Origin of the sequence: Bacillus sp. FSL W8-0519 (assembly GCF_038005585.1) — a bacterium.
Taxonomy (GTDB): Bacteria; Bacillota; Bacilli; order Bacillales; family Bacillaceae_G; genus Bacillus_A; species Bacillus_A paranthracis.
This window is the reverse complement of record NZ_JBBOTL010000001.1, coordinates 4,165,232-4,191,574: the sequence shown is the minus strand read 5'-3', so window position 1 is coordinate 4,191,574 and position 26,343 is coordinate 4,165,232. Positions and strand designations below refer to the sequence as shown.

Sequence of the window (26,343 nt, the reverse complement as noted above, 5' to 3'; positions counted from 1 at the left end):
ATAAAAAATCTGCCTAAAAGATAATTTTAAGCAGATTTTTTATTATTATTTATGTGTTTTATTTGGCTTTTTTTTCGCTGGGTTTCCGTTCCCTTGACGTTTTCTATTTTGTTCATCTTTTGCTTGTTTTTCATGCAGTGTATCTAAAAAGTCATTCGAGTTACTCATTTTTCTATCGCTCCTTTCCTTTCATCTTGTCCTAATTACTATAACCATTTAGGAGGATAATCATGAGATAAAAAGTTAAGCGCTTAATTTTCTTCGATAGTATACGTAAAATATGCCATACGTAATAAATAGCATAAATAAAATTTGTAACTCTACATTTTCTTTTAAAATAGTTGCGACAGAAGTTGGTAAGTATGGTGATGTATTACTCGTTTCTATACCTAACCATTTGTTTAAGAGATTAATGGTACAAAACATAAAAACACCGGACCAGCTTGCAATGATTGCCTTTTGCTTAATTTTTGTTTCGCGTTCATCATCTGTAATCCAAGGGTTAGCAGTTTTATCACTGCTAAAAAATCCGTTTATATACCCCCATATAATCATGCCAATTAAGATAGTTAGCCATTTCATATGCATGTTTCTCCTCTCTCTTGTAAAAAGTATTTTACACATATAATTGTAATGTTTTCCAATTTGTTGTGTCAAATATTTTTTACATATCGATGTTTCATATAGCAGGAATAAAGGATGGAATAGGGAAGAAATATGTAAGAGGATTTTATAGTGAGAGGAGGATGGGGATGAAACTCATCTTTGTTCGGCACGGTGAAGGAGAACATACAAAAGATTCGCCATCAAGTTTACAAGTGCCTCATCCACCGTTAACGGATGAGGGAAGGAATCAGGCTAAATTACTTCAATGCAATGTACCCTTGCAAGAAACGGATATATTAATTGCTAGTCCTACAATTAGAACTTTACAAACGGCAACAATATGGAGTGCGAAAGTAGCTTGTCAAAAAATTGTCCACCCATATGTATCCCCACGTATTTTTCCTTATCGAGAAGGAGCGACAACATTACCATGTGATCACATAGTAGATCAGGGGGTAATAACAAATTTATTTCCACATTTTTTGATAGAGAAAAGTACAAATAAACAGCTATGGACGGAAGGTATAAATACTATTCCAGAGAATCGTTTTCAGCAAATCGTAGATGAATTTCTTCTTTGGTGTTGTCAGCTAGGCGCTGAAAGAATTTGCATTGTATCTCACGACGGGACAATTACTGCGTATCGGCAATATTTACAAAAAGTCGTTTTAACTAGAGCTGATTTTTTGCAAGAAACGGGTATATATGAAATGGATGTATCCCTTAAAATTTTGATTGAGGAGATCTAATTATAGGATGGTGGGTGTATGTGGAATGTTGCACTAGTAGTTGGCTTTAATTCTGATTTAGAGGCACAATCAATCCGAGCATCACTTGAATACTTTGGGGCGAAAGTTATAACGTACTGGATTGGTAGACCGAAAGAATTCATCGACATTCTTTCTGGAAAGGGTTTATATAACGATATTAATTATGTCGTCTTTTGCTTTCATGGTGAGGAAGGAAAGTTTGTCATGGAAGAGTTAGGTGAAGATATATATGAACAAGATGAACCGAGAGGATACTTTGGTGCAGAAGAAATTTATAAATATGCAAAATTGCATAATACAAATATTGTAAATAGTGGGTGTACGTTAGGGGAACAAAAACTAGCAGAATCTTTCTTACGTAGTGGTGCGAAATCGTATATTGGATCGATAGATTATGTAGATGGAAATGCAGCACTTATGTTTACTATACGCTTATTTTATGGGGTTATTAACCATGGGAAAACGTTAGAAGAAGCGTTTCAAGAAGCGAGTTTAATTGATGAGGAGACACATACATTTCGATTATATAAGTAGTGTGAAACACGTTTATTCTATATTCGAATAAACGTGTTTCACATTTAACTCACATTTTTTTTACAATTTTTTCAATGAAAATGATTATCACCTGTGGTATGATATGTTCAAGTTTTTACAGGTAATAAAAGTTACTATATAAACGTTAGTTTTTAATGTTTCCTGCACATGTCACGGATTATTCATAATTAACGTTTGAAAAATAAGTAACTAATGTTATTATATTATCTGTAACTAACTTAATTACAACTTTAGGAGGAAGATATGGTTATTCAATTTTTAAGAGAAAACAAAGCAGTTTCTTTTGTATTAGCAGTAATTCGAGTATATCTTGGTTACACATGGTTAATGGCTGGAATCGGTAAACTACAAGGAAAAGGATTCGATGCAACGGGTTATTTACAAGGTGCAATTGAAAAATCTAAAGGTGCACAACCGGCTGTTCAATCTTGGTGGGCATCATTTTTACAAGATTTCGCAATTCCAAACGTTGATCTATTTAATACACTTGTAACATGGGGAGAAATTTTAGTCGGGATTGGTTTAATTGTAGGCTGTTTAACAAAAACAGCGGTCTTTTTCGGTCTTGTAATGAACTTTTCCTATATGTTTAGTGGGTCAATTGGTGTGAACCCTGAAATGGTTATCTTATCTATGTTTGTTCTTGTGTCCGGTATGAACGCTGGGAAATTTGGAATGGATGGATTCGTTATCCCGAAAGTATTAGGATCAAAAACTCAAAAACGCCAAAAGCAAGCTGCTTAATATATGAAAACGGGTATCTCAAAATGAGATACCCGTTTATTTTTCAGTTATTATAGGGTTTTTGCCAAAGAAATCTTTCACATACCCTACAAACTCCTGTGGTTCCTGACGAAATGGTGCGTGATAGCCTTTCTCGATAATATGGAAAGTACTATTTTTTAAAAATTGATGATACGTTTCTCCTTCTTTCCACGAAACGCTACTATCATTTCTTCCCCATATAATTAAGGTCGGTTGTTGTATTTCATTTGCATTGATTTGAAGACGTCTAGGCCATAATTTCATTTTATTGTAATGTTCTTCATCATTACGTTTAAATTTCACTTTGCTCTCATCATAATCTGCAATGGCAGAAACGGTATTTAAATCAGTCGACAACTGTGGTCTTGGTGATCCTTGTTTATTAACGAGTGTATGAGGACCGCCCGTAGCATCAGTTAAAATAAGGTGGGTAACGGATTCTGGATATAAATATGTTAAATTAAGAGAAATTTCTCCGCCCATTGAGTGGCCCAATATTGCAAACGAATCGTAACCTAGTTTTTTCATTAATTTATAATACAAATTTGCATGAGTTGGGAAAGAATAATAAAAATCCATCGGCTTAGATGAGCGCCCGAATCCTAAAGCATCTACAGAAATAATTGTATGATCTTTTGCTAAGTCTGAGTAAATCTTTTGAAAACCATCTGACGATCCTCCAAATCCATGGATCATAAGTAAAGGTGGTTTTTCATTGCCAATCTTTTTGAAGTAAATGGTTTGACCATCTATTTCTACCATTTTTTCCTCGGTAGCTAGTTTTGCTGTAAGTGTATTTTTAACTTGTTTTACTTGTTCTACTGGCTTTTCTGCTGCACTACATCCTACTAATAGTGTAAGAGTAAGACAACCTACCATAAAATAGCTAAATCGCTTCAATTAGGTGTCCCCTTTCTAACATAACGCTGTATCTATCATAGCAAATAGCATATTACGATTTCCAGGAAGTTCGCTACCATTTTTTATCATAAGAGGTGAAAGGAGCGTTTCTTGGAAATTTTCTATTTGAAGAAATTTGCGAAATGAAAATTGTGAATGTGGAACATCAATTCTTACTGTGCCATTCCAACATTCACATATGTTTTGTAGTAATTGAATAGCATCTTCTTCTCTTTTGGCGATAAGTGGATTGATACATAATATACTATCTTTTTGTATGCATAAGGAAAAAGCTTCTATACAGTTATGTCTCTCAATTTTAAAAGAGTGGCTCGTTCTTGGTAATAGTAATGAATAAAGTAAAGAACGATCGGCACCAGTTGTAATTTGATCGAGGGAAATAAGCGATATAAGATCTTTTTCTTTTATTTGTTTTGTATGAGTGATATGTGTCTTAGTAGTTTGTTTTTCAAAACGATGAATCGTCGTTACTGTTTGAAATCCGCATGATGTATACAGAGGCTCGCCAGCTTTTGTTGCAATAAGTGCAATTGGTTGTTTTGTAAGAGTGTGTTCTAAGCAGTGATTAAGCAAAATACGCCCGATACCTCGTCTTTGAAAATGAGGATGGACGATTAACATGCCAATAGTAGAAAACCTATCTTTAAAAGGAAATACGCCTCCAGCTGCAATCAGTTTATTTTCATGCATATAACCGACAAGTGTACCGAGAGAAAGGTACATTTCGAATTGTTTTTTCATAAATGCTTTATTTTGTAACCATCCAATAGCTTTACAAAGGTCGAGTAAATCAAAAATAAAAGATTCATCAAGCTTTATTATTTTCATACATGCTCACCACATTTCTATTAATTTTCATAAAAGTAGATGGAAAATGTTAAATAAGAGATTTACGTTAAATGAAATCCAACTTGTTTATATTTTGATTGTAAAGGTGAAGATGGTTGATATGAAAAGACAAACTTATACAAATTATAACTGATATTTACATAAGTTAACAAAAAATTTACATATAACTAATTTTCTCTTAATAGTCTTCTATTAAATTTGATAGTGGGAAATGAATAACCTAATTAGGGGGACAAGACAGTGAAAAAGTTTGTGAAAAAAGCATGGCCATTTGCAGTTGTGGCATCATTAGCAGTTACTTCGGTAGCAACATGGAATTTTACACGTTCTAGTGAAGTGAGTGCAGATGAGAACGGAAGCAATGCAAAGATTAAAAATGTCATTGTATTAATTGGGGATGGTATGGGCCCTTCATATATGACAGCTCACCGTTATATGAAAGATAATCCAAAAACTTTTGAGATGGAATCTACAGAGTTTGATAAACATCTTGTAGGAACACAAAAGACATATCCAGAAGATGAACATGAAAATATCACAGACTCTGCATCTGCAGCAACAGCTATGTCAGCAGGAATTAAAACATATAATGCGGCAATTGCAGTTGATAATGATAAAGCAGAAGTGAAAACTGTTCTTGAACAAGCGAAAGAAAAGGGGAAATCAACAGGACTAGTTGCTACTTCTGAAATTACACATGCAACACCAGCTGCTTTCGGTGCGCATGACATTAGTCGTAAAAATATGGACGCAATTGCAAATGATTATTTTGATGAGAAAATTAAAGGGAAGCATAAAGTAGATGTTATGCTTGGCGGCGGCGTAAAAAACTTTGTTAGAAAAGATCGCAATCTTACAGAAGAATTTAAGAAATCTGGTTATAGTTACGTAACAGATCGAGATCAATTGTTAAATGATAAAAATGATCAAATTCTTGGTTTATTTGCACCAGGCGGTTTAGATAAAATGATTGACCGCAATGAGAAGACACCTTCATTAGAAGAAATGACAAATGCAGCAATTGAGCGTTTGAACAAAAATAAAAAAGGTTTCTTCTTAATGGTTGAAGGAAGTCAAATTGACTGGGCAGGACACGATAATGATATCGTTGGTGCAATGAGTGAAATGGAAGACTTTGAAAAAGCATTTAAAGCTGCGATTGAGTTTGCGAAAAAAGATAAAAATACGTTAGTTATTGCAACGGCAGACCACGCTACTGGTGGATTATCTTTAGGTGCAAATGGTGAGTATAACTTTAAAGTAGATCCAATTAAAGCTGCAAAACGCACACCAGACTTTATGGCAAATGAGATTGCAAACGGTGCAAATGTAGAAGAAACATTGAAAAAATATATTGATTTACAATTAACACCTGAAGAAATTAAAGCGGTAAATGATATTGCTCCTTCAAAAGATGTAACAAAGATTGATAATGCGATTGAAGATATTTTCAATAAGCGTTCGGTTACAGGATGGACAACAGGTGGACATACAGGAGAAGATGTAAACGTATATGCATTTGGCCCTGGTAAATACTTGTTCTCTGGCGTTCAAGAGAATACAAATATCGCGAAACGTGTCTTTGATATTGTTGGCGGTGGCGACCCGAATAAAGGAAGACGCTAATTATAAACGAAAGTGAGGCGAAATGCCTCACTTTTCTTTTTAGGAGATGGGAAGATGAGAGCTTTTTTCAGGGGGATAGGACTCTTTCTAATAGGTGTATTATTGCTAGTTGGATGTCAATCCAAAGAGAATCAGATAGAACAAAAAGCTACTACAAAAGCTGAAGGAAAGGTACAAATAACGAAAGAAGAAGAGAAAACGATTCAAGGTGTGATAGAGAAATTTGTACGGACGACAAATGAAAAAAATCTTACTGAACATATGGAGTTATTTTCAAAGAACATGCCTAGTGCTGAAGACTTAAAAACGCAAAAAGAAGCAGCTTTTCAAAAGGGAAATAAGAAAATTGAATTGGAACATATAGACATAAAAGCTAGTAAAGCAGGGTATGTTGTTGTTGAAACAAAAGAAAAGGAAATAGATGGAGAAATCACTCTTCAGAAAAAAGTACAGTATGCACTTGGAAAAGAAGAGGATGGCTGGAAAATTGAAGAGGTTCGCACGATAGAGAAGAAATAAAGTGAAATTTTCCGTAAATAGCGCAAAAAGGTTCTCATTGGCGAGAACCTTTTTTTATAGTGGTAACATAATTTGATCTGAGCATGCTTCGATATCATCAATATCTTGGCGAATGGTTGCCATTTTATTATCAAGATCCTCAGCTTTCATTGCGGCATCATGTAGTTCATCTTTTAAATAATCAGGTATTTTCCCTTCATATTTATAATAAAGTTTATGTTCTAAACTTGCCCAAAAGTCCATTGCGAGCGTACGTAACTGAATTTCTGCAAAGACTTCTTTTGTACCAGAATTCAGTGATAAAGGATATTTAATAATCATGTGTAAACTTTTATATCCATTTTGTTTTGGATTAGCGATATAATCTTTTACCTCTATGATTTCCATATCTTCACGCTTTTGAATGACTTCTTTCAAATGATAGATATCTTCTACGAAGCAACATGTAATACGAATGCCAATGATGTCTTGTAAATGCGTTTGCGCATTTTCAACTGTCGGTAATAAATTTTTACGCTCAAGTTTTTTAATAATACTTTCAGGTTGTTTTAATCTTGTTTTTATATGTTCAAACGGGTTGTAATCCTCTAAAAATTGGGCTTCCCGGTTCATAATTTCAAATTTAGTTTTTAACTCTTCTAAAGCAAATGTATATGGTAGTACAAAAGCTTTCCAGTAGTTAACTGTTGATTGATTATATTCCATTTATATACACACCTTTTCCTATTTACAAGTGAGGTTGTTATTATACTAAACACCAAATCATGTAGGCGCAAGCAGCAAATGATGAGATCATAAAACGATATTTAGTTTTCATACTTTCAACTCCTTTCAAATAAAATTTTATATAAATAAACGTGATTGTTAATAAGTTCACTATGTACAGTTTCTATAGTAATAGATTCGTGTGAATTTCGTATGAACTAATTGTTTCAGCTTTTTGTCTTTTTTTTGCAAATCATCATTATTCTCGATAATTTAAAGTGTTTTTATTTGATTTATTCATTTTTATAAATTAATGTATATTTGAATTTATAGTTATTAAGGAGGCTATACGGTGAACTTTGAAGAATTAGCAATTGCTAGACGTTCTGCAATGAAATTTGTACAAGGAATAGAAATCCCAGATGAGGACTTTTAAAAAATATTTGAGCTCACAAAGCTTTCTCCATCTTGTTACAATTTGCAACATACACATTATGTTGTAATTCGTGATCAAGAGCGCAAAGAAAGATTAAAAGAGTTAGCCTTCGGACAATATAAAGTATCGAGTGCATCTGCGGTAATACTTGTTTGTGGTGACAAGAGAGCATACCAAAATGTCGAAAATATTTATTTCGGTATGAAGGTTTTAAAGATGATTGATGAATGTGAGTATGAAGATACAATTAAGCAAACGAAAGGGTTATATGAAGGAAAAGGAGAACGCTTCATGGAAGAGGAAGCGATTAGAAATGCTTCGCTAAGTGCGATGACTTTTATGTACGCAGCTAAGTATTATGGATATGATACGTGTCCAATGATCGGTTTTGATGAGAAAGCAGTACAAGGTGAATTGAATATGCCAGAGCATGTAGTACCTGTTTTAATGATTACGATAGGAAAAAGTGATACTACTAAAATTCGCCCACGAGGATATAGAAAACCAATTAGTGAGTTTGTTACATATGAGACATTTTAATACAAGGTATAGATTACTTAAATAAAAGGGTTCTATTTAGATCCCTTTTATTTTGCAATTGACAAATAGAATGAAGTTATATAATATATAAATCGTAATCATTACGATTTAGTTTGCGATCTTTAAAAGAAAGGAGAATTACATATGCGTGTAAATATTACACTAGCTTGTACGGAGTGCGGTGATCGTAATTATATTTCTAAAAAGAATAAACGAAACAATCCAGAGCGTATCGAACTAAAAAAATATTGTCCACGATTAAAACGGGTAACGTTACATCGTGAAACGAAGTAGAAGACTAGAGATATCTCTAGTCTTTTTTGTTTATTATCCTTTGGTTTTGTTTGTTATAATTACCTTAAATTGTAACAAGGGGGCGGTATGATGAATCAAAAAGATATAGAAAGAAAAGAGCAAGTGGCTCATATGATCAACATTCCAGATGATTATAGACTTGTTGTAGACGATCAAGAAGGCGTAGATGACCCGTATCATCTATTATGGTGGGAGCATAAAGAGGATGAAGAGAGAACGATACAAATTACGCTGAATAGACATACTGGTAATTTAATTGAATTTAGTATAGATGATGAAAATTCTTTTTCGGACGATAAGGAAGCTCTAGAGGAAAATCAAGCGAGAGAGATTGCAAATATATTTTTAACAAAATATACAAAAGAAGGATATGAATTTTATACATATGTAACTGTTAAGGACGACAGGCGTGGTTGGAAAGAAGTAAATTATATGCAAGAAGTGAATGGCTATCCATTGCCGAATACGGGGTGTGTTGTGCTAGTACATCCATTAGGTGATGTGATGCATTTTCATTATAATGGACAAAAAGCTATCGAGAAAAAACCGTTATGGCCAAGTGATATTGTTGAGGAGAACGTCGTCTTAGAAAATTTGAAGGCTAGACAAGATATGAGACTTGCATTTGTAGATTTAACACACTCCTCATGTGAGTATGAAAATGGAGAAGAAGTAAAAGGGTACCATCTTGTATATGAACCAGATCCTAGCCATGCGTTTATTAAAGCAAGTACAGGCAAAGATTTGTTTGGGCCAGATCACTATAGAATAGCTTCTACAGTACCGGTTGTTAAAGCGATAAAAAACAGTGAAAGAAAAGATGTGCTCGATTTATTAGATTGGGATAAAGAAAAATTTATAAAAGTAGATGAAAAAGAGGATAGGTATGAAATTCAGATGAGATTTGTACTGGAGAAAGAATTACAAAAAGAAAGAAAAGAGAAAGATGCATATTCAATGGAGGAATTCTATAAAAAGTATTCCCCGATATTGAAACATGATAACTTCGTTGTAATTACTTTAGATAAAGAAACAAATCAATTACTTTCCTGTTTAATGTGGAAGGATGAGCGAGAAAGGAAAACGCTCTTATCTAGAGACCAATGTTTAGACAAAGCACTTCAATTTTTGGAGCATATTATTCCGGATGCAACCAATTATGTTCAACTTTGGGATAATTATGAAAAGGAAGATGGAATTGAGAGATTTTCCTTTTCAATATATGTAAATGACATTCAAGTAGAGGGAAAATATATTATGATTAATATTAATACAGAGAATGGTGCTGTGATGCACTACTCTGGAGAGTCTAGCAATTTTATAAAAGAATTGCTCACATACGAAACAACACCAAAAGTAACAAAGGAAAAAGCGTTAGAAATATACAGAGGGGCCATGCGAGTTCATTTAGAATGGTTTTTAGAAAATGAGGTAGAGGAAACAATTTACGAACTATTGTATAAACAAACAACGGATGAAAATCATAAAGAATCCTTCGACTGTAGTCGAGAAATTCGTTATATTGATGCGCATACTGGGGAGAAAATTTGGAGTAAATAAACTTTTAAATAGGGAAAAAGGTCTTCGAGAGAAGACCTTTTTTAGAAAGAACGATTATTCTTCGTATGTATCAATTTTATATAACCACTTCTGTACACTAGCAGGCGGTCCTTCTGTTCTCCACTTTATTGTACACATTCCACAAGAACAGTGAACTTTTCCTTTTGCAAAAATACCGGCAATTTCAGGAGTATATCCCCATGTGTGTTTTGCAATATTCATTTTTCGACGCATTGTACGTTGACGTTGGTGTCTTGTATAAGCACGTGTTCTTTCAAATTTCATATTTGTAATCCCTCCTTGTAGTACAAGTAGCTTGCAAGAGCGTACAAGGAGTTCATCTCTTACAAGCTACTCAGGTACAAGAGGGAAATGAAATATTTCATATTCCACTCTCCAATCTTTTGTTTAAGTATACGTAGTGAAGCTTTATGAGACAATTATTATGCTTAAAAACATACGGGAATGATATCGTACAGACACAAACAACCTCATGCCCACATACACTTAGTAAAGACCACTATTTTGGCGGAGGTGAAAGGTTTGAGTCTATTCGCCGCAATTGGATATATGGTTCGAGAAGTGTTTGTTTTTGTTTCTTATGTGAAGAACAATGCGTTTCCGCAGCCATTATCATCAGACGATGAGAGAAAGTACTTAGAGTTAATGGAGCAAGGTGATGCTCAAGCGAGGAATCTGTTAATTGAACATAATTTACGGCTTGTAGCTCATATCGTTAAAAAATTTGAAAATACAGGGGAAGATGCAGAAGATTTAATTTCAATTGGTACAATCGGGCTCATTAAAGCAATCGAGAGCTATTCGGCAGGAAAAGGTACAAAACTTGCGACGTACGCAGCACGCTGTATTGAAAATGAAATTTTGATGCATTTACGTGTATTAAAGAAAACGAAAAAGGACGTTTCACTTCATGATCCAATCGGGCAAGATAAAGAGGGGAATGAAATATCGCTTATTGATATATTAAAATCAGAGTCTGAAGATGTAATTGATATGATCCAGCTTAGTATGGAGTTAGAAAAGATTAAAGAGTATATCGATATTTTAGACGAACGAGAGAAAGAAGTAATCGTGAAGCGTTTTGGACTGGGGCTTGATAAGGAGAAGACGCAACGAGAGATTGCGAAGGCACTTGGTATTTCCAGAAGCTACGTATCAAGAATTGAAAAGCGCGCTTTAATGAAAATGTTCCATGAATTTGTAAGAGCAGAGAAAGAGAAAAAAGTAAAAGAATAATGTACATTACAAGCAGCTGTATTTTAAAATGGGCTGCTTTTCTTTTTGGAAATAAGGAAAGAAAAAGAGTTGTGTTCAGAAGAAATCCATGTTCACTGTTGAAAATGACGGATTCTATCTGTAATATTAGAAGGTGCTAAACAATTTAAGAATGATACCGTACTTAGTTTTCTGCATGTATAATATGGCGGTTCTATATGATATGTGGGAATAAGAACTAATTTTACATATGATATAGAAGGAAAAGAAGGGGAAGCTAAAGTTATAGACTGATTAGGAGGTTCCGCAATTTGCGACGTACATTATATCGACTTATGATCGAACTTACAAATGGTCGTTTTACTTCTTATATATTACGTAAATTTGCACAATCTCGTTTGAGCTCTATCATTATTCCATCGTATGCGAAAGTATTTCAAATTAATCAAGATGAGATGGAAAAGGGTTTGAAGGAATATAGAACATTGCATGAATTATTTACACGTAAGCTAAAAGAAGGAAAGCGTAGTATTGATACAGATGCATCGAGTATCGTTAGTCCTGTTGATGGTGTTTTTGCTGATCACGGTCCTATTGAGGACACAAAAACATTTGATATTAAAGGCAAGCGTTATTCGATTGTGGATATGCTAGGTAATGAAGAACGTGCACAGCGATATGCAGGTGGTACATATATGGTTATTTATTTAAGCCCAAGTCATTATCATCGTATTCATAGTCCGCTTTCTGGTTCTGTGATTGAAAGATTTGTACTCGGTAGAAAATCATATCCGGTAAATGCAGCTGGTATGGAATACGGGAAAGAACCATTGTCAAAAAACTATCGCTCCGTTACAGAAGTGAATAGTGACGGTGAACATATGGCGCTTGTAAAAGTAGGAGCTATGTTCGTAAATAGTATTGAGCTGCTGCATGAAAGAGACACTGTTCAAAAAGGTGAAGAAATGGCATACTTTACATTCGGTTCAACAGTTGTGTTATTGTTTGAAAAAGATATGATAGAAGTAGTGCAAGAATTGAAGAGTGGACAAGAGCTTCGCCTTGGTGAAAAGATTGCTACTCGATTGGCTCATAAGTAAAAAAGATTTTATAACTGTAAGTAAGATTTATGGACAAAGATGCGTAATGATGAAATTCCCTAGATGGGAGTACTTGTTTATTCGAGAGCCATCGCAGGATGGCTCTTTTTACAAGTTAGTTACTTAAAATTTCACTTTATATGTAATCAAGACGATTTGACGAGCTTGTCCTCTAATGAGCGTCTAATAATTTCTTGTTTTATAAGTAAAATGAAGTCGGGATTTAATTTTAGTTCTTTTGCTTTATAATAAGACTCAGTGAGTAACTCAGTAGATAACTGTTCCATATGTTTTGTTTTCAAGGTGAGTCACCTCCTAATAATATAAGGATTGATTCGTTGTTGCATTTAATGTACCAAAAAAATATGACAGTCACAAACGGGTGGTTATCCACATACCTAGGTGGATAAAATGTGTATAGATTGTTAGTAAATTCCAAATTAACCGAAAAATTAATGTGGAAAATGTGTACAATTTTATCCACAGGCCATATATCGAAATATGTTGTCGAAAAATTTTTATGAAAACTCCTCAAAGAGGTGAAAGAAATTGAAACTATTTTTACCAAATGAATATGTGAAAAATGTATATCATGTTCAACCAGAAGATTTGAAAAAACGTGGAATTAAAGGTGTTATTACTGATTTAGATAACACTTTAATTGAATGGGATCGTCCAAATGCAACGCCACAACTTGAAGAATGGTTTTTGAAAATGAAAGAGCAAGGCATTCAAGTAACGGTCGTTTCAAATAATAATGAGCAACGAGTGAAAGATTTTGCTGATCCATTAGGCATTCCATTTATTCATAGTGCGCGTAAGCCATTTGTTCGTGCGTTTAAGCGTGCGATACGAGAGATGCAGTTGCAACCAGATGAAGTTGTAGTAATTGGGGATCAGTTACTGACAGATGTGCTAGGTGGAAACCGAGTTGGACTGCATACAATTTTAGTTGTACCAGTAGCACAAACAGACGGATTAGTAACGCGCTTTAATCGAAAAATTGAACGAAGAATTATGAGAAACATGAAGAAAAAAGGTTTAATTAACTGGGAGGAATAAAGTTTGACTGAAACAATTAAATGTATTGGTTGCGGTGTAGAAATTCAAACAGAAGATAAAAATGAAGTGGGATATGCTCCTGCCTCATCTTTAGAAAAAGAACAAGTCATTTGTCAACGCTGTTTTCGATTGAAACATTATAACGAAATTCAAGATGTCTCATTAACAGATGATGATTTCCTACGTATTCTAAACGGTATTGGAAAATCGGATGCGTTAGTAGTTAAAATTGTAGATATTTTCGACTTTAATGGTAGCTGGTTACCTGGCTTACATCGTTTCGTGGGAAATAATAAAGTATTACTTGTTGGGAATAAAGCGGATTTAATTCCTAAGTCAGTAAAACATGATAAAGTAAAGCATTGGATGCGCTATAGTGCAAAGCAGCTAGGATTAAAGCCAGAAGATGTCTTTTTAATTAGTGCAGCGAAAGGACAAGGGATTGCTGAGCTGGCAGATGCGATTGAGTATTACCGCGGCGGAAAAGATGTTTACGTTGTTGGATGTACAAATGTAGGGAAATCAACATTCATTAATCGTATGATTAAAGAATTTAGTGATGAGACTGAAAATGTAATTACAACATCTCATTTCCCAGGAACAACGCTTGATTTAATTGATATCCCGTTAGACGAAGAATCTTCTTTATATGATACGCCAGGTATTATTAACCACCATCAAATGGCTCATTATGTTGGAAAACAAAGCTTAAAGCTTATTACACCAACAAAAGAAATTAAGCCAATGGTATTCCAATTAAATGAAGAACAAACATTGTTCTTTAGCGGATTGGCACGTTTTGATTACGTAAGTGGCGGTCGTCGCGCATTTACTTGTCACTTCTCAAATCGTTTAACAATCCATCGTACAAAGCTTGAGAAAGCAGATGAATTGTATAAAAATCATGCAGGGGATTTACTAAGCCCGCCAACACCAGAAGAATTAGAAAATATGCCAGAGTTAGTGAAATACGAGTTTAATATTCGTGAACCAAAAACGGATGTTGTATTCTCTGGATTAGGATGGGTTACTGTGAACGAACCGGGAGCAAAAATTGTTGCACACGTACCAAAAGGAGTAAGTGTTTCATTGCGTAAATCTTTAATTTAATATGGAGAGGGATTTATGAAACAATTATATGGTGTAATCGGAAATCCAATTGGACATTCATTATCACCCGTTATGCATAACGATGCATTTGAACACTTGAATATGGATGCCTATTATCATGCCTTTCTTGTTAAAGAGGAAGTGCTAGGGGAAGCAGTAAGAGGTTTAAAAGCGTTAGGTATTTCAGGATTTAATGTAACAACTCCGCACAAAGTTGCGATTATGGATTATTTGGATGAGATTGACCCGCTAGCAAAACAAATTGGTGCAGTAAATACGGTGGTTCATAAGGATGGGAAATTGATTGGCTACAATACAGATGGAATTGGTTTTGTCAAAGCGCTACAGTCAATTAGTAGTGAACCACTTCAAGAGAAACGTATTTTATTGCTTGGCGCAGGTGGTGCTAGTCGAGCTATTTATTTTTCACTTGCTGATGTAGGTGTAAAAGAGATTGATGTAGCGAATCGTACAGTAGATAAGGCGAAAGAACTTATTACTGCATGTACGGCTACTGTTCATTCTGTTGCTTTATCGTTAGAGGAAGCAACAGAAGAACAAGAGAATTATGATATTATCATTCAGACGACAACGATAGGTATGCATCCACGTGTCGAACATACGCCGTTACAAATTTCTTCGTTGAAAAAGGGAACGATTGTATCAGATATAATTTATAATCCATTTGAAACGAAAATTTTATGTGAGGCGAAAGAGCAAGGTGCAATCATTCAAAATGGTATTGATATGTTTGTTTATCAAGGAGCGCTTGCATTTGAAATGTGGACAGGTTGCGTACCGAATATTGAACGAATGAAACAATTAGTTATAAGAAAGCTTGGAGGCTAACATATATGTTAACAGGAAAACAAAAAAGATTTTTACGTGCACAAGCACATCATTTAACACCAATTTTTCAAGTAGGAAAAGGCGGAGTAAATGAAAATATGATTAAACAAATTGCAGATACTTTAGAAGCTCGTGAGTTATTTAAAGTAAGTGTGCTACAAAACTGTGAATTCGATCGCCGTGAAGTTGCAGAAGAACTTGCAAAAGGTGCACGTGCGGAAATCGTTCAAGTAATTGGAAGTACAATTGTTTTATACAAAGAATCAAGAGAAAACAAGCAAATTAAACTTCCTCGATAAAAATAGCATATGTTATTTTTATCACTAGTAATGGTGTAGAGATCGAAACCAATTGAACTTTTATTAACAGTAAACTCTCTTCGGATGGAAATGAAGAGAGTTGCTGTATGTAAAAGGAAGGGGCGTTTCTTTTGAGAAAAATTGGCATCATTGGTGGTACATTTGATCCGCCACATTATGGACATTTGCTCATTGCAAATGAAGTATATCATGCTTTGAATTTAGAAGAAGTATGGTTCTTACCGAACCAAATTCCGCCGCATAAACAAGGGCGGAATATTACAAGTGTAGAAAGTCGCTTACAAATGTTAGAACTTGCGACTGAGGAAGAGGAACATTTTTCTATTTGTTTAGAAGAGCTAAGCAGGAAGGGCCCATCTTATACGTATGACACTATGCTACAATTAACGAAGAAGCATCCGGATGTGCAGTTTCACTTTATTATTGGTGGAGATATGGTTGAGTATTTACCGAAGTGGTATAACATTGAAGCGTTACTTGATCTTGTAACGTTTGTTGGGGTTGCAAGACCGGGTTATACATTGCATACACCTTATCCTATCACCACTGTGGAAATTCCGGAGTTTGCAGTTTCTTCATCTTTATTACGTGAGAGATATAAAGAGAAGAAAACATGCAAATATTTACTTCCTGAAAAAGTACAGGTATATATCGAGAGGAATGGGTTGTATGAATCGTGAGGAAGCACTTCATATTGTGAAACAACAAATGCATGAAAAACGTTATATACACACAATTGGTGTAATGGAGACGGCAATTGAACTTGCTAAATTATACGGTGTGGATGAAAAAAAGGCTGAAGTTGCAGCTATATTCCATGATTATGCGAAGTGTAGAGCGATTTCAGAGATGGAAGAGATCATTAAAAGTGAAGGTTTGCCGAAAGATTTACTTTGTTATAACAAAGAGTTATGGCATGCACCTGTTGGGGCATACTTAGTAGAAAAAGAAGTAGGTATTACAGATCCTGAAATCCTGCAAGCTATTACATATCATACAAGTGGTCATGAGAAAATGACGATGTTAGATAAAGTAATTTATGTAGCTGATTACATTGAGCCTGGGCGAAAGTTTCCAGGGGTGGAGGAAGCTCGTAAACTCGCATATACAGATATAGATCAAGCTTTATTATTTGCGCTAAAGAGAACAATTCAATTTTTAATGGAAAAAGATCAAACGATTTATCCATTAACATTCCAAACATACAATGCAGTTATCAAGGAGGAAATGAGTAAATGAAAGATAAAGATTTATTAGTATTAGCAGCAAAAGCAGCTGATGATAAGAGAGCAGAAGATATGGTTGTCCTAAATATGCAAGGTATTTCACCAATTGCAGATTATTTCATTATTTGTCACGGTAACTCAGATAAGCAAGTGCAAGCAATTGCACGTGAAATTAAAGCGAAAGCACACGAGTTCCAAATCGACGTACAACGTATGGAAGGTTTTGACGAAGCTCGCTGGGTATTAGTTGATCTTGGAGATGTAGTTGCTCATGTATTCCATAAAGATGAGCGTAATCACTATAATTTAGAGCGTCTATGGGGCGATGTGCCACGTGAAGATATTACAGAAGAGTTAGGCCAATGAACTACGAACAATTTGCGTTGCTGTACGATGAACTAATGAATGATGTCCCTTATGATAAATGGGTGGAATTCACAGAGGAAAGCTTGCAGCAAGCGGATATGAAAGAGGCGAAGATTCTTGATGTAGCATGCGGTACTGGTAATGTAACGCTTCCGCTTGTACAAAAGGGTTACGATGTAATCGGTGTCGATCTTTCGGAAGAAATGTTAGCAGTCGCACAGCAAAAACTAGGCGAGGCAGGATATTTTATTCCTTTTTACCAACAAGATATGCGGGAGCTTGATGTTCCAGGTGAGTTTGACTGTGTAACGATCTTTTGTGATTCATTAAACTATGTATTGCAAGAAGATGGAGTGCAAGAAACATTCCGAAGAGTGTTTCATCATTTACGTCAAGATGGTTTGTTTTTATTTGATGTACATTCTTTATATAAAATACATCATGTATTTCAAAATGAAACATACACAGTGAATGGAGAAGAAATATCTCTTATTTGGAATTGCTTCCCTGGTGAAGATCCAAACAGTGTAGAACATGATTTAACATTCTTTGTTCAAGACCCAGAAGAAGATGTGTACCATCGTTTTGACGAATGTCACGTACAACGTGCATATCCGGTTGAAGAGTTAACGAAATGGCTTGAAGAAGCTGGTTTTACAGTGCTTCGTGTAACTGGTGACTTTGAGCGACTTGAAGTTACAGAACAAACAGAGCGTATTTTCTTCATGGCGAAGAAAAACGGATAAAACAAAAGCAACCGAGAAGGTTGCTTTTGTTTTGTGAAGAAGCTGTAATTTTAGTTCTAGGATAATAAGAAAATGACATACGTGGATTGTGAAAAAGCTAGTTTAAGTAAAAATGTAATGTGAAAAATTAAGTATTTATAAAAAGGATTTGGAATGACGATGACGTATTTGTTATGTGTGTTTATTGAATTGCTGATCAACGCATTTTAAATCTTCATCAAATTTCTCGTGTGTCCGCTCGATTAATTTATGAAACATATCTCCAACATGTTCTTCTAAAACCCGAATACCTTCTCCTGTAACGCCGCCTTTCACACATACTTTTTCTTGTAAAGTAGGCAATGTGAAAATTCCTTTTTCGAGTAGTTTCCCCATTCCAACGACCATTTCACTTACTAAAGTAGTGGCTTCTTCATGTGTAATATTTGTTTTATCTACAGCAGCATTAATGAAACATTGTAATAAATAACTAAAGAATGCAGGGCCGCAGCTTGCTATATCAGATGAAACGCGCGTTATATCTTCTTCTATTACAAGGGGAGTAGAAATGTTTTTGAATAAGCGAAATAGTTTTTGTTGCCATTCTTCAGAGCAGTTACTTCCAAATGTAAATAGTGATGCGCCGGATAGGGCGCGGTTTGTAATGCTCGGAATAATACGGGCAACATGGCAAGGTACAAGTGTCTCTAATTGTGATGGAGATATTGGACTTGTGATAGAAACTAAGCACTTTTCATCAGAAAAATGTTCAGCATATTTTTGCAAGATTGGGTATATATCTATCGGCTTTACGCAAATAAAAATAAGATGTGATCGTTCGATTACCTCATCAATAGTTTTGGCTATATGAACAGAAGGGTGTTTTTCCTTTATATGATATGCTTTGGCGGGCGTCCGATTAATGATCGTAAGGCACGAAGGTTTGACAGCACGGGTTTCTAAAAATGCATCGATTAGTATATTCCCCATGTTTCCTGTCCCTATAATTCCTATGTTCAATGTTTCATCCCTCCTTCGTAACAGCTTTCTCCTAAACAATATGAATGATGTTATAAATTTATGATTAGAGGTGAAAAATGATGTGGGATTTTCCAAAGAAATGGTTAGGATTAGTTGCTATTATTGGAACTGTGCTTTTTCTTATTTTCTGGAAAACGAATGAGCATACAGAGCGATCAGTTATTGCAACGGATGTTCAAGAGAAAGATATAGAGAAGAAAAGTAAACCGAAAATATCGGATACAAAGCAGCAGAAAAAAATAATTGTAATTGATATGAAAGGGGCTGTTGTTAAAGAGGGGGTGTATGAAATGAAAGAAGGGGACCGGGTCAAGGATGCTATTGAAAAAGCAGGTGGTTTTTTGCCTGAGGCAGATAGGATGAAGGTAAATTTAGCACAAATGGTACAAGACCAAATGATTCTTTACGTACCGAATAAAAACGAACAAGTGCAAGAAGTAGCTGCTGTTTCAAAGGGAGAGGGAAAAGTTCAAATAAATGCAGCTTCTAAAGAACAACTTGAAAAAATTACAGGTATTGGTTCTCGGAAAGCAGAAAGTATTTTGAAATATCGAGAGGAACATGGTCCGTTTCAAAAAATAGAAGATTTGTTAGAGATTGATGGGATTGGTGTGAAGTCTTTGGAGAAAATAAAAGATCAAATTATTATTCCGTAAAAGATTGACGAAGTTTTTCTTCATTCGCTACACTACAAGTAGACAAAAAAGTAGGTGAAGAATATGGAACGAATTTCATGGGATCAATATTTTATGACGCAAAGCCATTTGTTATCTTTACGTAGTACATGTACAAGGCTTGCAGTAGGAGCGACAATTGTTCGTGATAAACGAATTATTGCTGGTGGATATAATGGTTCAATTAAAGGTGGCGTACATTGTATAGATGATGGATGCTACGTTATTGACAATCATTGTGTTCGTACAATTCACGCAGAAATGAATGCTTTATTACAATGTGCAAAATTTGGTGTGAAAACGGAGGAAGCGGAAATTTATGTTACGCATTTTCCTTGTTTACAATGTTGTAAGGCGATTATTCAAAGTGGTATTACAGCAGTTTATTATGCACAGGATTATAAAAATCATCCGTATGCCGTAGAGTTATTTGAAAAAGCGAATGTAACGGTGAAACACGTTCCGCTAGAATATGATATTGCAGCATTAGAGGATCAAAAACGTCATATGGAGTTAAAAGAACTATTTGCATCTTTAGAAAAAGAGAACTTATCAATGGAAGAATTACAGCATGTATTCACGAAAGCAAAAATGATGCTATAAGGAGTGGGTATGAGTTGCAAGGACAATGGGGCTATGTTGCAATCTCATTTATAATAGGGATTGCAATTGCCTTCTCCTCTTCAGTTGTATGGCTAACTTGTTGTCTCGTTGTATATGTTTTCTTTTGTTTATATCGTACTTCGCGTAAAACCTTCTTTTATTGTATGATAGCGTGTTTTAGTGGCGCTATGTACACCGCGTATGTTCAAGGGCAAAACAAGCCTCTGAGAGAGTCCTATGAAGCTACAAGAGGAGTGATACATACTACACCTCTTATTAACGGCGATCGCCTCTCATTTCAAGTTGAAGATCAGAATAAAAATATAGTGCAGTTAAGTTACAAAATGAAATCAGCCTCGGAAAAGAAACAAATGCGACAATTACATGCAGGAGTATCATGTGTATTCGAAGGTGAGAGGAAAGAACCACAAATAGCTCGGAATTTTCATGGTTTTAATTATCGTGATTATTTATATAAGCAAAATATTCATTTCATATTGGACGCTACATATATTTCTGAATGCCATAAAATATCGTTGTCACTGGTGCAGTGGATTCTTCTTTTGAGGCAACAAGCAATCTCAGAAGTTACAGAAATGTTTCCAGAACAATCAGGTGCTTTTATGAATGCATTAGTATTTGGTGATAGACAACAAATGACATTTGAAGTTGAAGAGCAATATCAACAATTCGGTCTCGTGCATTTGTTGGCGATTTCAGGATCGCATATCGTATTGTTAATGGTAATCGTGTATTTTATTTTGCTAAGAAGCGGTGTGACAAGGGAGGTAGCGACAGTATGTCTTATCTTCTGCATTCCTCTATATATGATTTTAGCAGGAGCGTCACCATCTGTTATAAGAGCTTCTATAACAGGAGTTTTCATGTTAATTGCTTTTATGTGTTCTATTCGTTTATCTAGCTTAGATGCTTTAAGTATAACAGCTATATGTATGCTTATATTTGATCCATATCTCGTGTTTAATATTGGTTTTCAGTTTTCTTTCGTCGGTAGTTTTGCTTTACTTTTATCTGCCCCGCTTTTACTAGAGAGTGGTAATGGAGTAATTCGAAATTCTATTTATATTTCTCTTATTTCGCAGCTCGTTAGTACTCCGATTTTGTTATATCACTTCGGTTATTTTTCTCCATATAGTATTTTCTTAAATATCCTATACGTTCCGTTTTTATCTCTCGTTGTATTGCCGTGCTGTATTGTTATTTTGATATGTATACCGATCATTCCGTTTCTGGCAAAAAGGCTTGGGAATGTATTATCAATAGGTTTGAATCTTTCTAATGATTTTTTAAGTTATTGCGAAAACTTACCATTTACCCGTCTTAATTTCGGACAAACACCTATACTTCTTGTAGCCCTATATTGCGTGAGTATTATTAGTATATTGATGGTTTGGGAAAGGCGAATGACGAAGGGGATTCTGTTTATATCTGCGGGTGTATTTTTTTTTATTAGTACATGCCATTATGTATATCCGTATTTTCGAGAAAGTGGGAGTGTTACCTTTCTCGATGTTGGACAGGGAGATGCAATATTAATTCGCCTCCCGTATGATCAAGAGATTTACCTTATTGATACTGGTGGAACAATTCGTCCAAACAAGGAAGAATGGCAACGTAAAAAGCATGAATTTTCTGTCGGAAATGATATTTTGATTCCTTATTTACAAAAGGAAGGTATTAAAAAGATCGATAAATTAATTATAACGCATGGAGATGCGGACCATATAGGTGCTGCACAAGAGTTGTTATCAAATATAACCGTAAAAGAAGTTGTATTTGGCCGAAAGGAACAAGATGCGGAATTAGAAAAAATAGTAAAGAAACAGGCTTTAGAAAAGGAAGTGAAAATAAGAGAAGTGAGAGAAGGAGAAAGTTGGAGCATAAATGGAGCGGAATTTTTCGTATTAGCGCCAACAGGGAAGAAGAGCAGTGAAAATAACGCTTCAATTGTAATGTTGGCAAAATTAGGAGGACTAACGTGGTTGTTTACAGGTGATTTAGAAGAAGAAGGTGAGAAGTTTTTAGTAGCTACGTATCCAGAGTTGCGAGCGGATGTTTTAAAGGTTGCTCATCATGGGAGTAATACGTCATCTACAACAACTTTTCTGAGCGTCGTACAGCCTAATATAGCCGTTATTTCTGCCGGTGAGCGTAATAGGTATGGGCACCCTCATAAGGACGTTATAGAGCGTTTTGAGAAGAGGGGGATTGAAATATGGCGTACGGATAAGCAAGGGGCTATCTCCTATGTTTTTAAAGGGGAAAACGGAACCTTTCGCAGCAAAATCACATATGATGAAACACATAATAGATAAAAAAGACTGCCAGTAAGCAGCAGTCTTTAAGAACCGATAAATTTAATAACAGTTGCAATGATGAAAAGTGTTGCGAAAAAACCAAATGAGACGATAAATCCTACCCCTGAATCAATAGCGTCATTGCGTTTACTTTGAACGTTTTGTTCAAAATCATTCATTTAGAATCCCTCCCCAACATTCCACTTTAGTATAAAATATTGTCAGAAAAAAATCTACAATTTCCATGTGAGGAGAAATAGAGCGTTTTTACTACTTTTAGATCATGAAGTAATGTGAATTTTTGTTTCCAAGCATGTTAACAGTTGGCACTTATACTCGAATTTTTATTGCGAATAATAAAGGGAAGGTGATTACCGCACACCAATAAGAAACCCGGGGCTTATTGCGTGGCGTTTAATATAAATAAAGGGACGGGTTATATTGCCTGTTCCTTTGTACTTGTAAAACAAAAGCTAGGGCATTAGTATAAATATATATTGCCAAGTTAGGGAGTAGGAAAAAGTATGAGTGATATACATAAAAAGATTAAAAAGAAGCAGTTTGCTCCGTTATATTTACTGTATGGAACGGAAGCGTTTTTTATAAATGAAACGATAAAGCTTATTACAACAGAAGCGCTTGAAGAGGAAGATCGCGAGTTTAATGTTGTTACATATGATTTAGAAGAAGCGTATTTAGAAGATGTGGTTGAAGATGCACGTACACTTCCTTTTTTCGGAGAACGTAAAGTGTTATTAATAAAATCACCACTCTTTTTAACTTCACAAAAAGAAAAATTGGAACAAAATATAAAAATTTTAGAAGAATATATCGGGGAACCTTCTCCCTTTTCTATTCTTGTTTTTGTTGCGCCTTACGAAAAGCTGGATGAACGAAAAAAAATTACAAAACTATTAAAGAAAACAGCGGATGTAGTAGAAGCGAATGCAATGCAAGTGCAGGATGTTCAGAAGTGGATTGTTGCTCGGGCGGATGAAGTACATGTGCATATTGATCATGCGGCTGTTAGTTTGTTGTTAGAGCTTGTGGGAAGTAATGTAACAATGTTGGCGAAGGAAATGGACAAGTTAACGTTATACGTCGGTATGGGCGGAGAGATTACACCAAAACTCGTTGCAGAGCTTGTACCAAAATCAGTTGAACAAAATGTGTTTGCTTTGACAGAAAAAGTGGTGAAAAAAGATATCGCGGGTGCGATGCAAATTTTGGATGGATTATTTACGCAGCAGGAGGAACCTATTAAATTGCTTGCGTTATTAGTAAGTCAATTCCGTTTACTGCATCAAGTGAAAGAGTTACAGCAGCGTGGTTACGGCCAAAATCAAATCGCGTCTCATATTGGTGTGCATCCATATCGTGTAAAATTAGCGATGAATCAAACGAAGTTTTTCTCTTTTGAAGCATTAAAAAAAGTGATAATGGAATTAGCGGAAGCTGATTATAGTATGAAAACGGGAAAAATGGATAAAAAACTTGTGCTCGAGTTTTTCTTAATGCGGTTAAATCATATGTGATGAAACAAAAAAAGTTCACGTGCTAAGAGCGTGAACTTTTTTGTATATAAAAAAACGATCCGAATGGATCGTTTTTTAAACGCCTTACGCGTTTACTTGTTTCGCTAAGCGAGATTTTTGACGAGCTGCAGCGTTTTGGTGGATAAGACCTTTACGAGCTGCTTTGTCAAGTTTTTTAGAAGCAGTTTTGAAAGCTTCTTTAGCATTTTCAAGATCGTTATTAGTAACTAAAGCTTCTACAGTTTTAACAGCAGAACGCATGTCAGACTTGATAGAAGCGTTATGTGCACGACGCTCTTCGCTAAGTTTAGCGCGTTTGATAGCAGATTTGATGTTTGCCATACTTTTCACCTCCCTGGTGCAATCGAATGACTCGATTCTTAACATAGAACAAGTGATATTCTATCAAACGGTGAAGAGAATTGCAATAGTATATCCATGAAATTTCACGTAAAGGAAAGAATGACCTTATATAACTTTGGGAAATCTAACGATATTTACTATGAATGACGGAGGAGATACGATGAAAGAACCACTAGATTTAAGTAAATATAGTGTTAGAACGGACCTTGCTGTAGAGGCACATCAAATGCTGCAAGAGCGCCAAGAAGAGCAACAAGGGATACAAGGAGTTGTTGTAAAAGAGAGGGAAGAAGAAGGTATTACCATTACAAAAGTAACGATTGATGAAGTTGCCTCGGAATCGATGGGTAAAAAACCTGGAAATTATTTAACGCTTGAAGTACAAGGTATACGTCAACAAGATACGGAGCTGCAACAAAAAGTAGAGCGTATTTTTGCAAAAGAATTTTCGTATTTCTTAGAAGAGGTTGGCGTTACGAAAGAAGCGAGCTGTTTAATTGTTGGTCTTGGGAATTGGAATGTAACACCAGATGCGCTTGGACCGATAGTTGTAGAAAATGTATTGGTAACGAGACATTTATTTCAATTGCAGCCTGAAAGTGTAGAAGAAGGCTTTAGGCCTGTTAGTGCAATTCGGCCCGGGGTAATGGGGATTACAGGAATTGAAACGAGCGATGTCATTTATGGAATCATTGAGAAGACAAAGCCAGACTTTGTCATTGCAATTGATGCATTAGCTGCTCGTTCTATTGAAAGGGTAAATAGTACGATACAAATTTCTGATACAGGAATTCATCCTGGATCGGGTGTTGGGAATAAACGTAAGGAACTCAGTAAAGAAACATTAGGTATTCCTGTTATCGCAATTGGTGTTCCGACTGTGGTGGATGCCGTTTCGATTACAAGCGATACAATTGATTTTATTTTGAAACATTTTGGCCGAGAGATGAAAGAGGGAAACAAACCTTCCCGATCTTTGTTGCCAGCTGGTTTTACATTTGGAGAAAAGAAAAAATTAACAGAAGAGGATATGCCGGATGAAAAAAGCCGAAATATGTTTTTAGGTGCTGTAGGTACACTGGAAGATGAAGAGAAAAGAAAATTAATTTATGAAGTGTTATCTCCTCTTGGTCATAATTTAATGGTGACTCCGAAAGAAGTGGATGCCTTCATAGAGGATATGGCAAATGTAATAGCAAGTGGTTTAAATGCAGCGCTGCATCATCAAATTGATCAAGATAATACAGGAGCATATACACATTGATGAGAAGAGATGATAATCATGTAAGCCGCTTTTCGCTTTTATGTATATGTAGTGCGGCTATATGCTTACTTATGGTAATAGCAGGGGTGGCACTTGCAAATCACGGATTGAAAAGTATGAAAGGATATCAGCAAATGTCGTATGAACAAATCGCTCATATGACAGGAACAAAAGGTGATGCTGCTGAATCAGAAATTTTGGAGAGTTCGTTTTCCGCCACTGAAAAACAAAAACAATTAGAAAGCTTAAAAAGTTTTAATATTGTAGAAGGAATGGGCATGGCGATAGCAAGCGTTGCCTATGAAATAACAAAGTTTGGAACAGATATAGTTGTTGGGAAAGTAAAAGGGATTTTTAGTTAAGAGTCAAACGGAGGACGGTTGT

General features: G+C 35.3%; 33 protein-coding genes and 1 pseudogene. 24 read left to right on the top strand and 10 right to left on the bottom strand.

Translation table 11 applies throughout. The features are described 5' to 3' along the window. Nucleotides 1-45: 45 nt before the first annotated feature. A complete protein-coding gene (locus tag NST14_RS22055; protein WP_000071861.1) occupies nucleotides 46-168 on the bottom strand; it encodes a DUF4023 domain-containing protein in 123 nt (40 codons plus the stop codon). Nucleotides 169-243: 75 nt separating this feature from the next. Next, entirely contained in the window at nucleotides 244-582 is a 339-nt protein-coding gene (locus NST14_RS22050) for a hypothetical protein (protein ID WP_000871756.1), read from the bottom strand. A gap of 170 nt (nucleotides 583-752) precedes the next feature. Here NST14_RS22050 and NST14_RS22045 point away from each other — a divergent pair, with 170 nt between their 5' ends. From NST14_RS22045 to NST14_RS22035, 3 genes are all read left to right on the top strand, one after another. Further along, nucleotides 753-1,355 (top strand): histidine phosphatase family protein, encoded by a 603-nt coding sequence (locus tag NST14_RS22045; RefSeq protein WP_000766621.1) that lies wholly within the window; start codon nucleotides 753-755, stop codon nucleotides 1,353-1,355. Between the two features lie 18 nt (nucleotides 1,356-1,373). After that, complete coding sequence (locus NST14_RS22040; RefSeq protein WP_073541146.1) at nucleotides 1,374-1,910, top strand: delta-aminolevulinic acid dehydratase; 537 nt, start codon at nucleotides 1,374-1,376, stop codon at nucleotides 1,908-1,910. A gap of 264 nt (nucleotides 1,911-2,174) precedes the next feature. Beyond that, nucleotides 2,175-2,675, top strand: coding sequence for a DoxX family protein (locus NST14_RS22035; RefSeq protein ID WP_000236601.1), 501 nt, complete (start codon nucleotides 2,175-2,177; stop codon nucleotides 2,673-2,675). A 36-nt stretch (nucleotides 2,676-2,711) separates the two neighbouring features. Here NST14_RS22035 and NST14_RS22030 read toward each other — a convergent pair whose 3' ends face one another. Together NST14_RS22030 and NST14_RS22025 are read right to left on the bottom strand one after the other, a co-directional pair. Next, on the bottom strand, nucleotides 2,712-3,596 hold the full coding sequence (locus NST14_RS22030; RefSeq protein WP_080492477.1) for an alpha/beta fold hydrolase: 885 nt from the start codon (nucleotides 3,594-3,596) through the stop codon (nucleotides 2,712-2,714). Nucleotides 3,597-3,611: 15 nt separating this feature from the next. Beyond that, nucleotides 3,612-4,445 (bottom strand): GNAT family N-acetyltransferase, encoded by an 834-nt coding sequence (locus NST14_RS22025; RefSeq protein ID WP_061535608.1) that lies wholly within the window; start codon nucleotides 4,443-4,445, stop codon nucleotides 3,612-3,614. Nucleotides 4,446-4,706: 261 nt separating this feature from the next. On the opposite strand from NST14_RS22025, the gene NST14_RS22020 reads away from it, so the two are divergent. After that, entirely contained in the window at nucleotides 4,707-6,092 is a 1,386-nt protein-coding gene (locus NST14_RS22020) for an alkaline phosphatase (RefSeq protein WP_000714927.1), read from the top strand. A gap of 54 nt (nucleotides 6,093-6,146) precedes the next feature. Beyond that, nucleotides 6,147-6,611 carry a hypothetical protein gene (locus tag NST14_RS22015; RefSeq protein WP_048557582.1) on the top strand — a complete coding sequence of 155 codons (465 nt, stop codon included), beginning with the start codon at nucleotides 6,147-6,149 and terminating at the stop codon, nucleotides 6,609-6,611. Between the two features lie 54 nt (nucleotides 6,612-6,665). On the opposite strand, the gene NST14_RS22010 is transcribed toward NST14_RS22015, so the two are convergent. Next, on the bottom strand, nucleotides 6,666-7,316 hold the full coding sequence (locus NST14_RS22010; protein ID WP_000456216.1) for a GTP pyrophosphokinase: 651 nt from the start codon (nucleotides 7,314-7,316) through the stop codon (nucleotides 6,666-6,668). Between the two features lie 352 nt (nucleotides 7,317-7,668). On the opposite strand from NST14_RS22010, the pseudogene NST14_RS22005 reads away from it, so the two are divergent. The 3 genes and pseudogenes from NST14_RS22005 to NST14_RS21995 all read left to right on the top strand — a co-directional run bounded on the left by NST14_RS22005 (nucleotide 7,669) and on the right by NST14_RS21995 (nucleotide 10,167). Then, a pseudogene (locus NST14_RS22005) lies at nucleotides 7,669-8,292 on the top strand (nitroreductase family protein). A 144-nt stretch (nucleotides 8,293-8,436) separates the two neighbouring features. Next, complete coding sequence (rpmG, locus tag NST14_RS22000) at nucleotides 8,437-8,586, top strand: 50S ribosomal protein L33 (RefSeq protein WP_001265617.1); 150 nt, start codon at nucleotides 8,437-8,439, stop codon at nucleotides 8,584-8,586. Nucleotides 8,587-8,673: 87 nt separating this feature from the next. Then, nucleotides 8,674-10,167, top strand: a complete 1,494-nt coding sequence (locus NST14_RS21995; protein ID WP_001998288.1) for a YcdB/YcdC domain-containing protein — start codon at nucleotides 8,674-8,676, stop codon at nucleotides 10,165-10,167. Nucleotides 10,168-10,221: 54 nt separating this feature from the next. Here the strand turns inward: NST14_RS21995 and NST14_RS21990 are convergent, their stop codons facing one another. Beyond that, nucleotides 10,222-10,452: a hypothetical protein gene (locus NST14_RS21990; RefSeq protein ID WP_000667454.1), complete on the bottom strand. Its 231-nt coding sequence runs from the start codon at nucleotides 10,450-10,452 to the stop codon at nucleotides 10,222-10,224. A gap of 258 nt (nucleotides 10,453-10,710) precedes the next feature. Here NST14_RS21990 and sigK point away from each other — a divergent pair, with 258 nt between their 5' ends. Beyond that, complete coding sequence (sigK, locus tag NST14_RS21985; RefSeq protein WP_087985268.1) at nucleotides 10,711-11,424, top strand: RNA polymerase sporulation sigma factor SigK; 714 nt, start codon at nucleotides 10,711-10,713, stop codon at nucleotides 11,422-11,424. A gap of 290 nt (nucleotides 11,425-11,714) precedes the next feature. Further along, nucleotides 11,715-12,503 carry a phosphatidylserine decarboxylase gene (locus tag NST14_RS21980; RefSeq protein ID WP_048557583.1) on the top strand — a complete coding sequence of 263 codons (789 nt, stop codon included), beginning with the start codon at nucleotides 11,715-11,717 and terminating at the stop codon, nucleotides 12,501-12,503. Nucleotides 12,504-12,649: 146 nt separating this feature from the next. On the opposite strand, the gene NST14_RS21975 is transcribed toward NST14_RS21980, so the two are convergent. Then, nucleotides 12,650-12,805: a sporulation histidine kinase inhibitor Sda gene (locus tag NST14_RS21975; protein ID WP_000850094.1), complete on the bottom strand. Its 156-nt coding sequence runs from the start codon at nucleotides 12,803-12,805 to the stop codon at nucleotides 12,650-12,652. A gap of 247 nt (nucleotides 12,806-13,052) precedes the next feature. Between NST14_RS21975 and NST14_RS21970 the strand changes: the two genes are divergently transcribed. The 8 genes from NST14_RS21970 to NST14_RS21935 all read left to right on the top strand — a co-directional run bounded on the left by NST14_RS21970 (nucleotide 13,053) and on the right by NST14_RS21935 (nucleotide 18,182). Further along, a complete protein-coding gene (locus NST14_RS21970; protein ID WP_000765311.1) occupies nucleotides 13,053-13,565 on the top strand; it encodes a YqeG family HAD IIIA-type phosphatase in 513 nt (170 codons plus the stop codon). 3 nt (nucleotides 13,566-13,568) lie between these two features. Next, entirely contained in the window at nucleotides 13,569-14,675 is a 1,107-nt protein-coding gene (gene yqeH / locus NST14_RS21965) for a ribosome biogenesis GTPase YqeH (RefSeq protein ID WP_000140795.1), read from the top strand. A 15-nt stretch (nucleotides 14,676-14,690) separates the two neighbouring features. Next, nucleotides 14,691-15,524: a shikimate dehydrogenase gene (aroE, locus tag NST14_RS21960; RefSeq protein WP_000812102.1), complete on the top strand. Its 834-nt coding sequence runs from the start codon at nucleotides 14,691-14,693 to the stop codon at nucleotides 15,522-15,524. A 5-nt stretch (nucleotides 15,525-15,529) separates the two neighbouring features. Continuing rightward, the gene (yhbY, locus tag NST14_RS21955; RefSeq protein ID WP_000955224.1) at nucleotides 15,530-15,823 is read left to right on the top strand and encodes a ribosome assembly RNA-binding protein YhbY; all 294 of its coding nucleotides are present in this window, start codon (nucleotides 15,530-15,532) and stop codon (nucleotides 15,821-15,823) included. 131 nt (nucleotides 15,824-15,954) lie between these two features. Continuing rightward, the gene (nadD, locus tag NST14_RS21950; RefSeq protein WP_001226058.1) at nucleotides 15,955-16,524 is read left to right on the top strand and encodes a nicotinate-nucleotide adenylyltransferase; all 570 of its coding nucleotides are present in this window, start codon (nucleotides 15,955-15,957) and stop codon (nucleotides 16,522-16,524) included. Then, nucleotides 16,514-17,083, top strand: coding sequence for a bis(5'-nucleosyl)-tetraphosphatase (symmetrical) YqeK (yqeK, locus tag NST14_RS21945; protein WP_001078246.1), 570 nt, complete (start codon nucleotides 16,514-16,516; stop codon nucleotides 17,081-17,083). The genes nadD and yqeK overlap by 11 nt, the downstream gene beginning before the upstream one ends. Continuing rightward, complete coding sequence (rsfS, locus tag NST14_RS21940; protein WP_000653200.1) at nucleotides 17,080-17,436, top strand: ribosome silencing factor; 357 nt, start codon at nucleotides 17,080-17,082, stop codon at nucleotides 17,434-17,436. Before yqeK ends, rsfS begins: the two co-directional genes overlap by 4 nt. Continuing rightward, nucleotides 17,433-18,182 (top strand): class I SAM-dependent DNA methyltransferase, encoded by a 750-nt coding sequence (locus tag NST14_RS21935; RefSeq protein WP_001105567.1) that lies wholly within the window; start codon nucleotides 17,433-17,435, stop codon nucleotides 18,180-18,182. Before rsfS ends, NST14_RS21935 begins: the two co-directional genes overlap by 4 nt. A 171-nt stretch (nucleotides 18,183-18,353) precedes the next feature. Here NST14_RS21935 and comER read toward each other — a convergent pair whose 3' ends face one another. Beyond that, entirely contained in the window at nucleotides 18,354-19,181 is an 828-nt protein-coding gene (comER, locus tag NST14_RS21930) for a late competence protein ComER (RefSeq protein WP_001020541.1), read from the bottom strand. A 77-nt stretch (nucleotides 19,182-19,258) separates the two neighbouring features. Between comER and NST14_RS21925 the strand changes: the two genes are divergently transcribed. The 3 genes from NST14_RS21925 (at nucleotide 19,259) to NST14_RS21915 (ending at nucleotide 22,815) form a co-directional block, all read left to right on the top strand. Further along, a complete protein-coding gene (locus NST14_RS21925; RefSeq protein ID WP_046197814.1) occupies nucleotides 19,259-19,858 on the top strand; it encodes a helix-hairpin-helix domain-containing protein in 600 nt (199 codons plus the stop codon). Nucleotides 19,859-19,921: 63 nt separating this feature from the next. Further along, entirely contained in the window at nucleotides 19,922-20,479 is a 558-nt protein-coding gene (locus NST14_RS21920) for a ComE operon protein 2 (protein ID WP_000439783.1), read from the top strand. Between the two features lie 14 nt (nucleotides 20,480-20,493). Continuing rightward, nucleotides 20,494-22,815, top strand: a complete 2,322-nt coding sequence (locus NST14_RS21915; RefSeq protein WP_073536027.1) for a DNA internalization-related competence protein ComEC/Rec2 — start codon at nucleotides 20,494-20,496, stop codon at nucleotides 22,813-22,815. A gap of 26 nt (nucleotides 22,816-22,841) precedes the next feature. Here NST14_RS21915 and NST14_RS21910 read toward each other — a convergent pair whose 3' ends face one another. Beyond that, nucleotides 22,842-22,976 carry a YqzM family protein gene (locus NST14_RS21910; protein WP_000997609.1) on the bottom strand — a complete coding sequence of 45 codons (135 nt, stop codon included), beginning with the start codon at nucleotides 22,974-22,976 and terminating at the stop codon, nucleotides 22,842-22,844. 345 nt (nucleotides 22,977-23,321) lie between these two features. Between NST14_RS21910 and holA the strand changes: the two genes are divergently transcribed. Continuing rightward, nucleotides 23,322-24,332 (top strand): DNA polymerase III subunit delta, encoded by a 1,011-nt coding sequence (gene holA, locus NST14_RS21905; RefSeq protein WP_001279919.1) that lies wholly within the window; start codon nucleotides 23,322-23,324, stop codon nucleotides 24,330-24,332. Nucleotides 24,333-24,416: 84 nt separating this feature from the next. Here holA and rpsT read toward each other — a convergent pair whose 3' ends face one another. Then, nucleotides 24,417-24,674, bottom strand: a complete 258-nt coding sequence (rpsT, locus tag NST14_RS21900) for a 30S ribosomal protein S20 (RefSeq protein WP_001274011.1) — start codon at nucleotides 24,672-24,674, stop codon at nucleotides 24,417-24,419. A 181-nt stretch (nucleotides 24,675-24,855) separates the two neighbouring features. Between rpsT and gpr the strand changes: the two genes are divergently transcribed. After that, a complete protein-coding gene (gpr, locus tag NST14_RS21895) occupies nucleotides 24,856-25,959 on the top strand; it encodes a GPR endopeptidase (RefSeq protein ID WP_000662638.1) in 1,104 nt (367 codons plus the stop codon). Continuing rightward, nucleotides 25,959-26,321: a YqxA family protein gene (locus NST14_RS21890; protein ID WP_001250498.1), complete on the top strand. Its 363-nt coding sequence runs from the start codon at nucleotides 25,959-25,961 to the stop codon at nucleotides 26,319-26,321. The genes gpr and NST14_RS21890 overlap by 1 nt, the downstream gene beginning before the upstream one ends. The last annotated feature ends 22 nt before the right edge of the window (nucleotides 26,322-26,343 follow it).

Bases quoted from the DNA above. Each gene is read 5' to 3' on its own strand.
- NST14_RS22055 (WP_000071861.1), bottom strand. From the start codon at position 168: ATGAGTAACTCGAATGACTTTTTAGATACACTGCATGAAAAACAAGCA.
- NST14_RS22050 (WP_000871756.1), bottom strand. From the start codon at position 582: ATGAAATGGCTAACTATCTTAATTGGCATGATTATATGGGGGTATATA.
- NST14_RS22045 (WP_000766621.1), top strand. From the start codon at position 753: ATGAAACTCATCTTTGTTCGGCACGGTGAAGGAGAACATACAAAAGAT.
- NST14_RS22040 (WP_073541146.1), top strand. From the start codon at position 1,374: ATGTGGAATGTTGCACTAGTAGTTGGCTTTAATTCTGATTTAGAGGCA.
- NST14_RS22035 (WP_000236601.1), top strand. From the start codon at position 2,175: ATGGTTATTCAATTTTTAAGAGAAAACAAAGCAGTTTCTTTTGTATTA.
- NST14_RS22025 (WP_061535608.1), bottom strand. From the start codon at position 4,445: ATGAAAATAATAAAGCTTGATGAATCTTTTATTTTTGATTTACTCGAC.
- NST14_RS22015 (WP_048557582.1), top strand. From the start codon at position 6,147: ATGAGAGCTTTTTTCAGGGGGATAGGACTCTTTCTAATAGGTGTATTA.
- NST14_RS22010 (WP_000456216.1), bottom strand. From the start codon at position 7,316: ATGGAATATAATCAATCAACAGTTAACTACTGGAAAGCTTTTGTACTA.
- rpmG (WP_001265617.1), top strand. From the start codon at position 8,437: ATGCGTGTAAATATTACACTAGCTTGTACGGAGTGCGGTGATCGTAAT.
- NST14_RS21995 (WP_001998288.1), top strand. From the start codon at position 8,674: ATGATGAATCAAAAAGATATAGAAAGAAAAGAGCAAGTGGCTCATATG.
- NST14_RS21990 (WP_000667454.1), bottom strand. From the start codon at position 10,452: ATGAAATTTGAAAGAACACGTGCTTATACAAGACACCAACGTCAACGT.
- aroE (WP_000812102.1), top strand. From the start codon at position 14,691: ATGAAACAATTATATGGTGTAATCGGAAATCCAATTGGACATTCATTA.
- yhbY (WP_000955224.1), top strand. From the start codon at position 15,530: ATGTTAACAGGAAAACAAAAAAGATTTTTACGTGCACAAGCACATCAT.
- yqeK (WP_001078246.1), top strand. From the start codon at position 16,514: ATGAATCGTGAGGAAGCACTTCATATTGTGAAACAACAAATGCATGAA.
- rsfS (WP_000653200.1), top strand. From the start codon at position 17,080: ATGAAAGATAAAGATTTATTAGTATTAGCAGCAAAAGCAGCTGATGAT.
- NST14_RS21935 (WP_001105567.1), top strand. From the start codon at position 17,433: ATGAACTACGAACAATTTGCGTTGCTGTACGATGAACTAATGAATGAT.
- NST14_RS21925 (WP_046197814.1), top strand. From the start codon at position 19,259: ATGATGTGGGATTTTCCAAAGAAATGGTTAGGATTAGTTGCTATTATT.
- NST14_RS21920 (WP_000439783.1), top strand. From the start codon at position 19,922: ATGGAACGAATTTCATGGGATCAATATTTTATGACGCAAAGCCATTTG.
- NST14_RS21910 (WP_000997609.1), bottom strand. From the start codon at position 22,976: ATGAATGATTTTGAACAAAACGTTCAAAGTAAACGCAATGACGCTATT.
- holA (WP_001279919.1), top strand. From the start codon at position 23,322: ATGAGTGATATACATAAAAAGATTAAAAAGAAGCAGTTTGCTCCGTTA.
- rpsT (WP_001274011.1), bottom strand. From the start codon at position 24,674: ATGGCAAACATCAAATCTGCTATCAAACGCGCTAAACTTAGCGAAGAG.
- gpr (WP_000662638.1), top strand. From the start codon at position 24,856: ATGAAAGAACCACTAGATTTAAGTAAATATAGTGTTAGAACGGACCTT.
- NST14_RS21890 (WP_001250498.1), top strand. From the start codon at position 25,959: ATGAGAAGAGATGATAATCATGTAAGCCGCTTTTCGCTTTTATGTATA.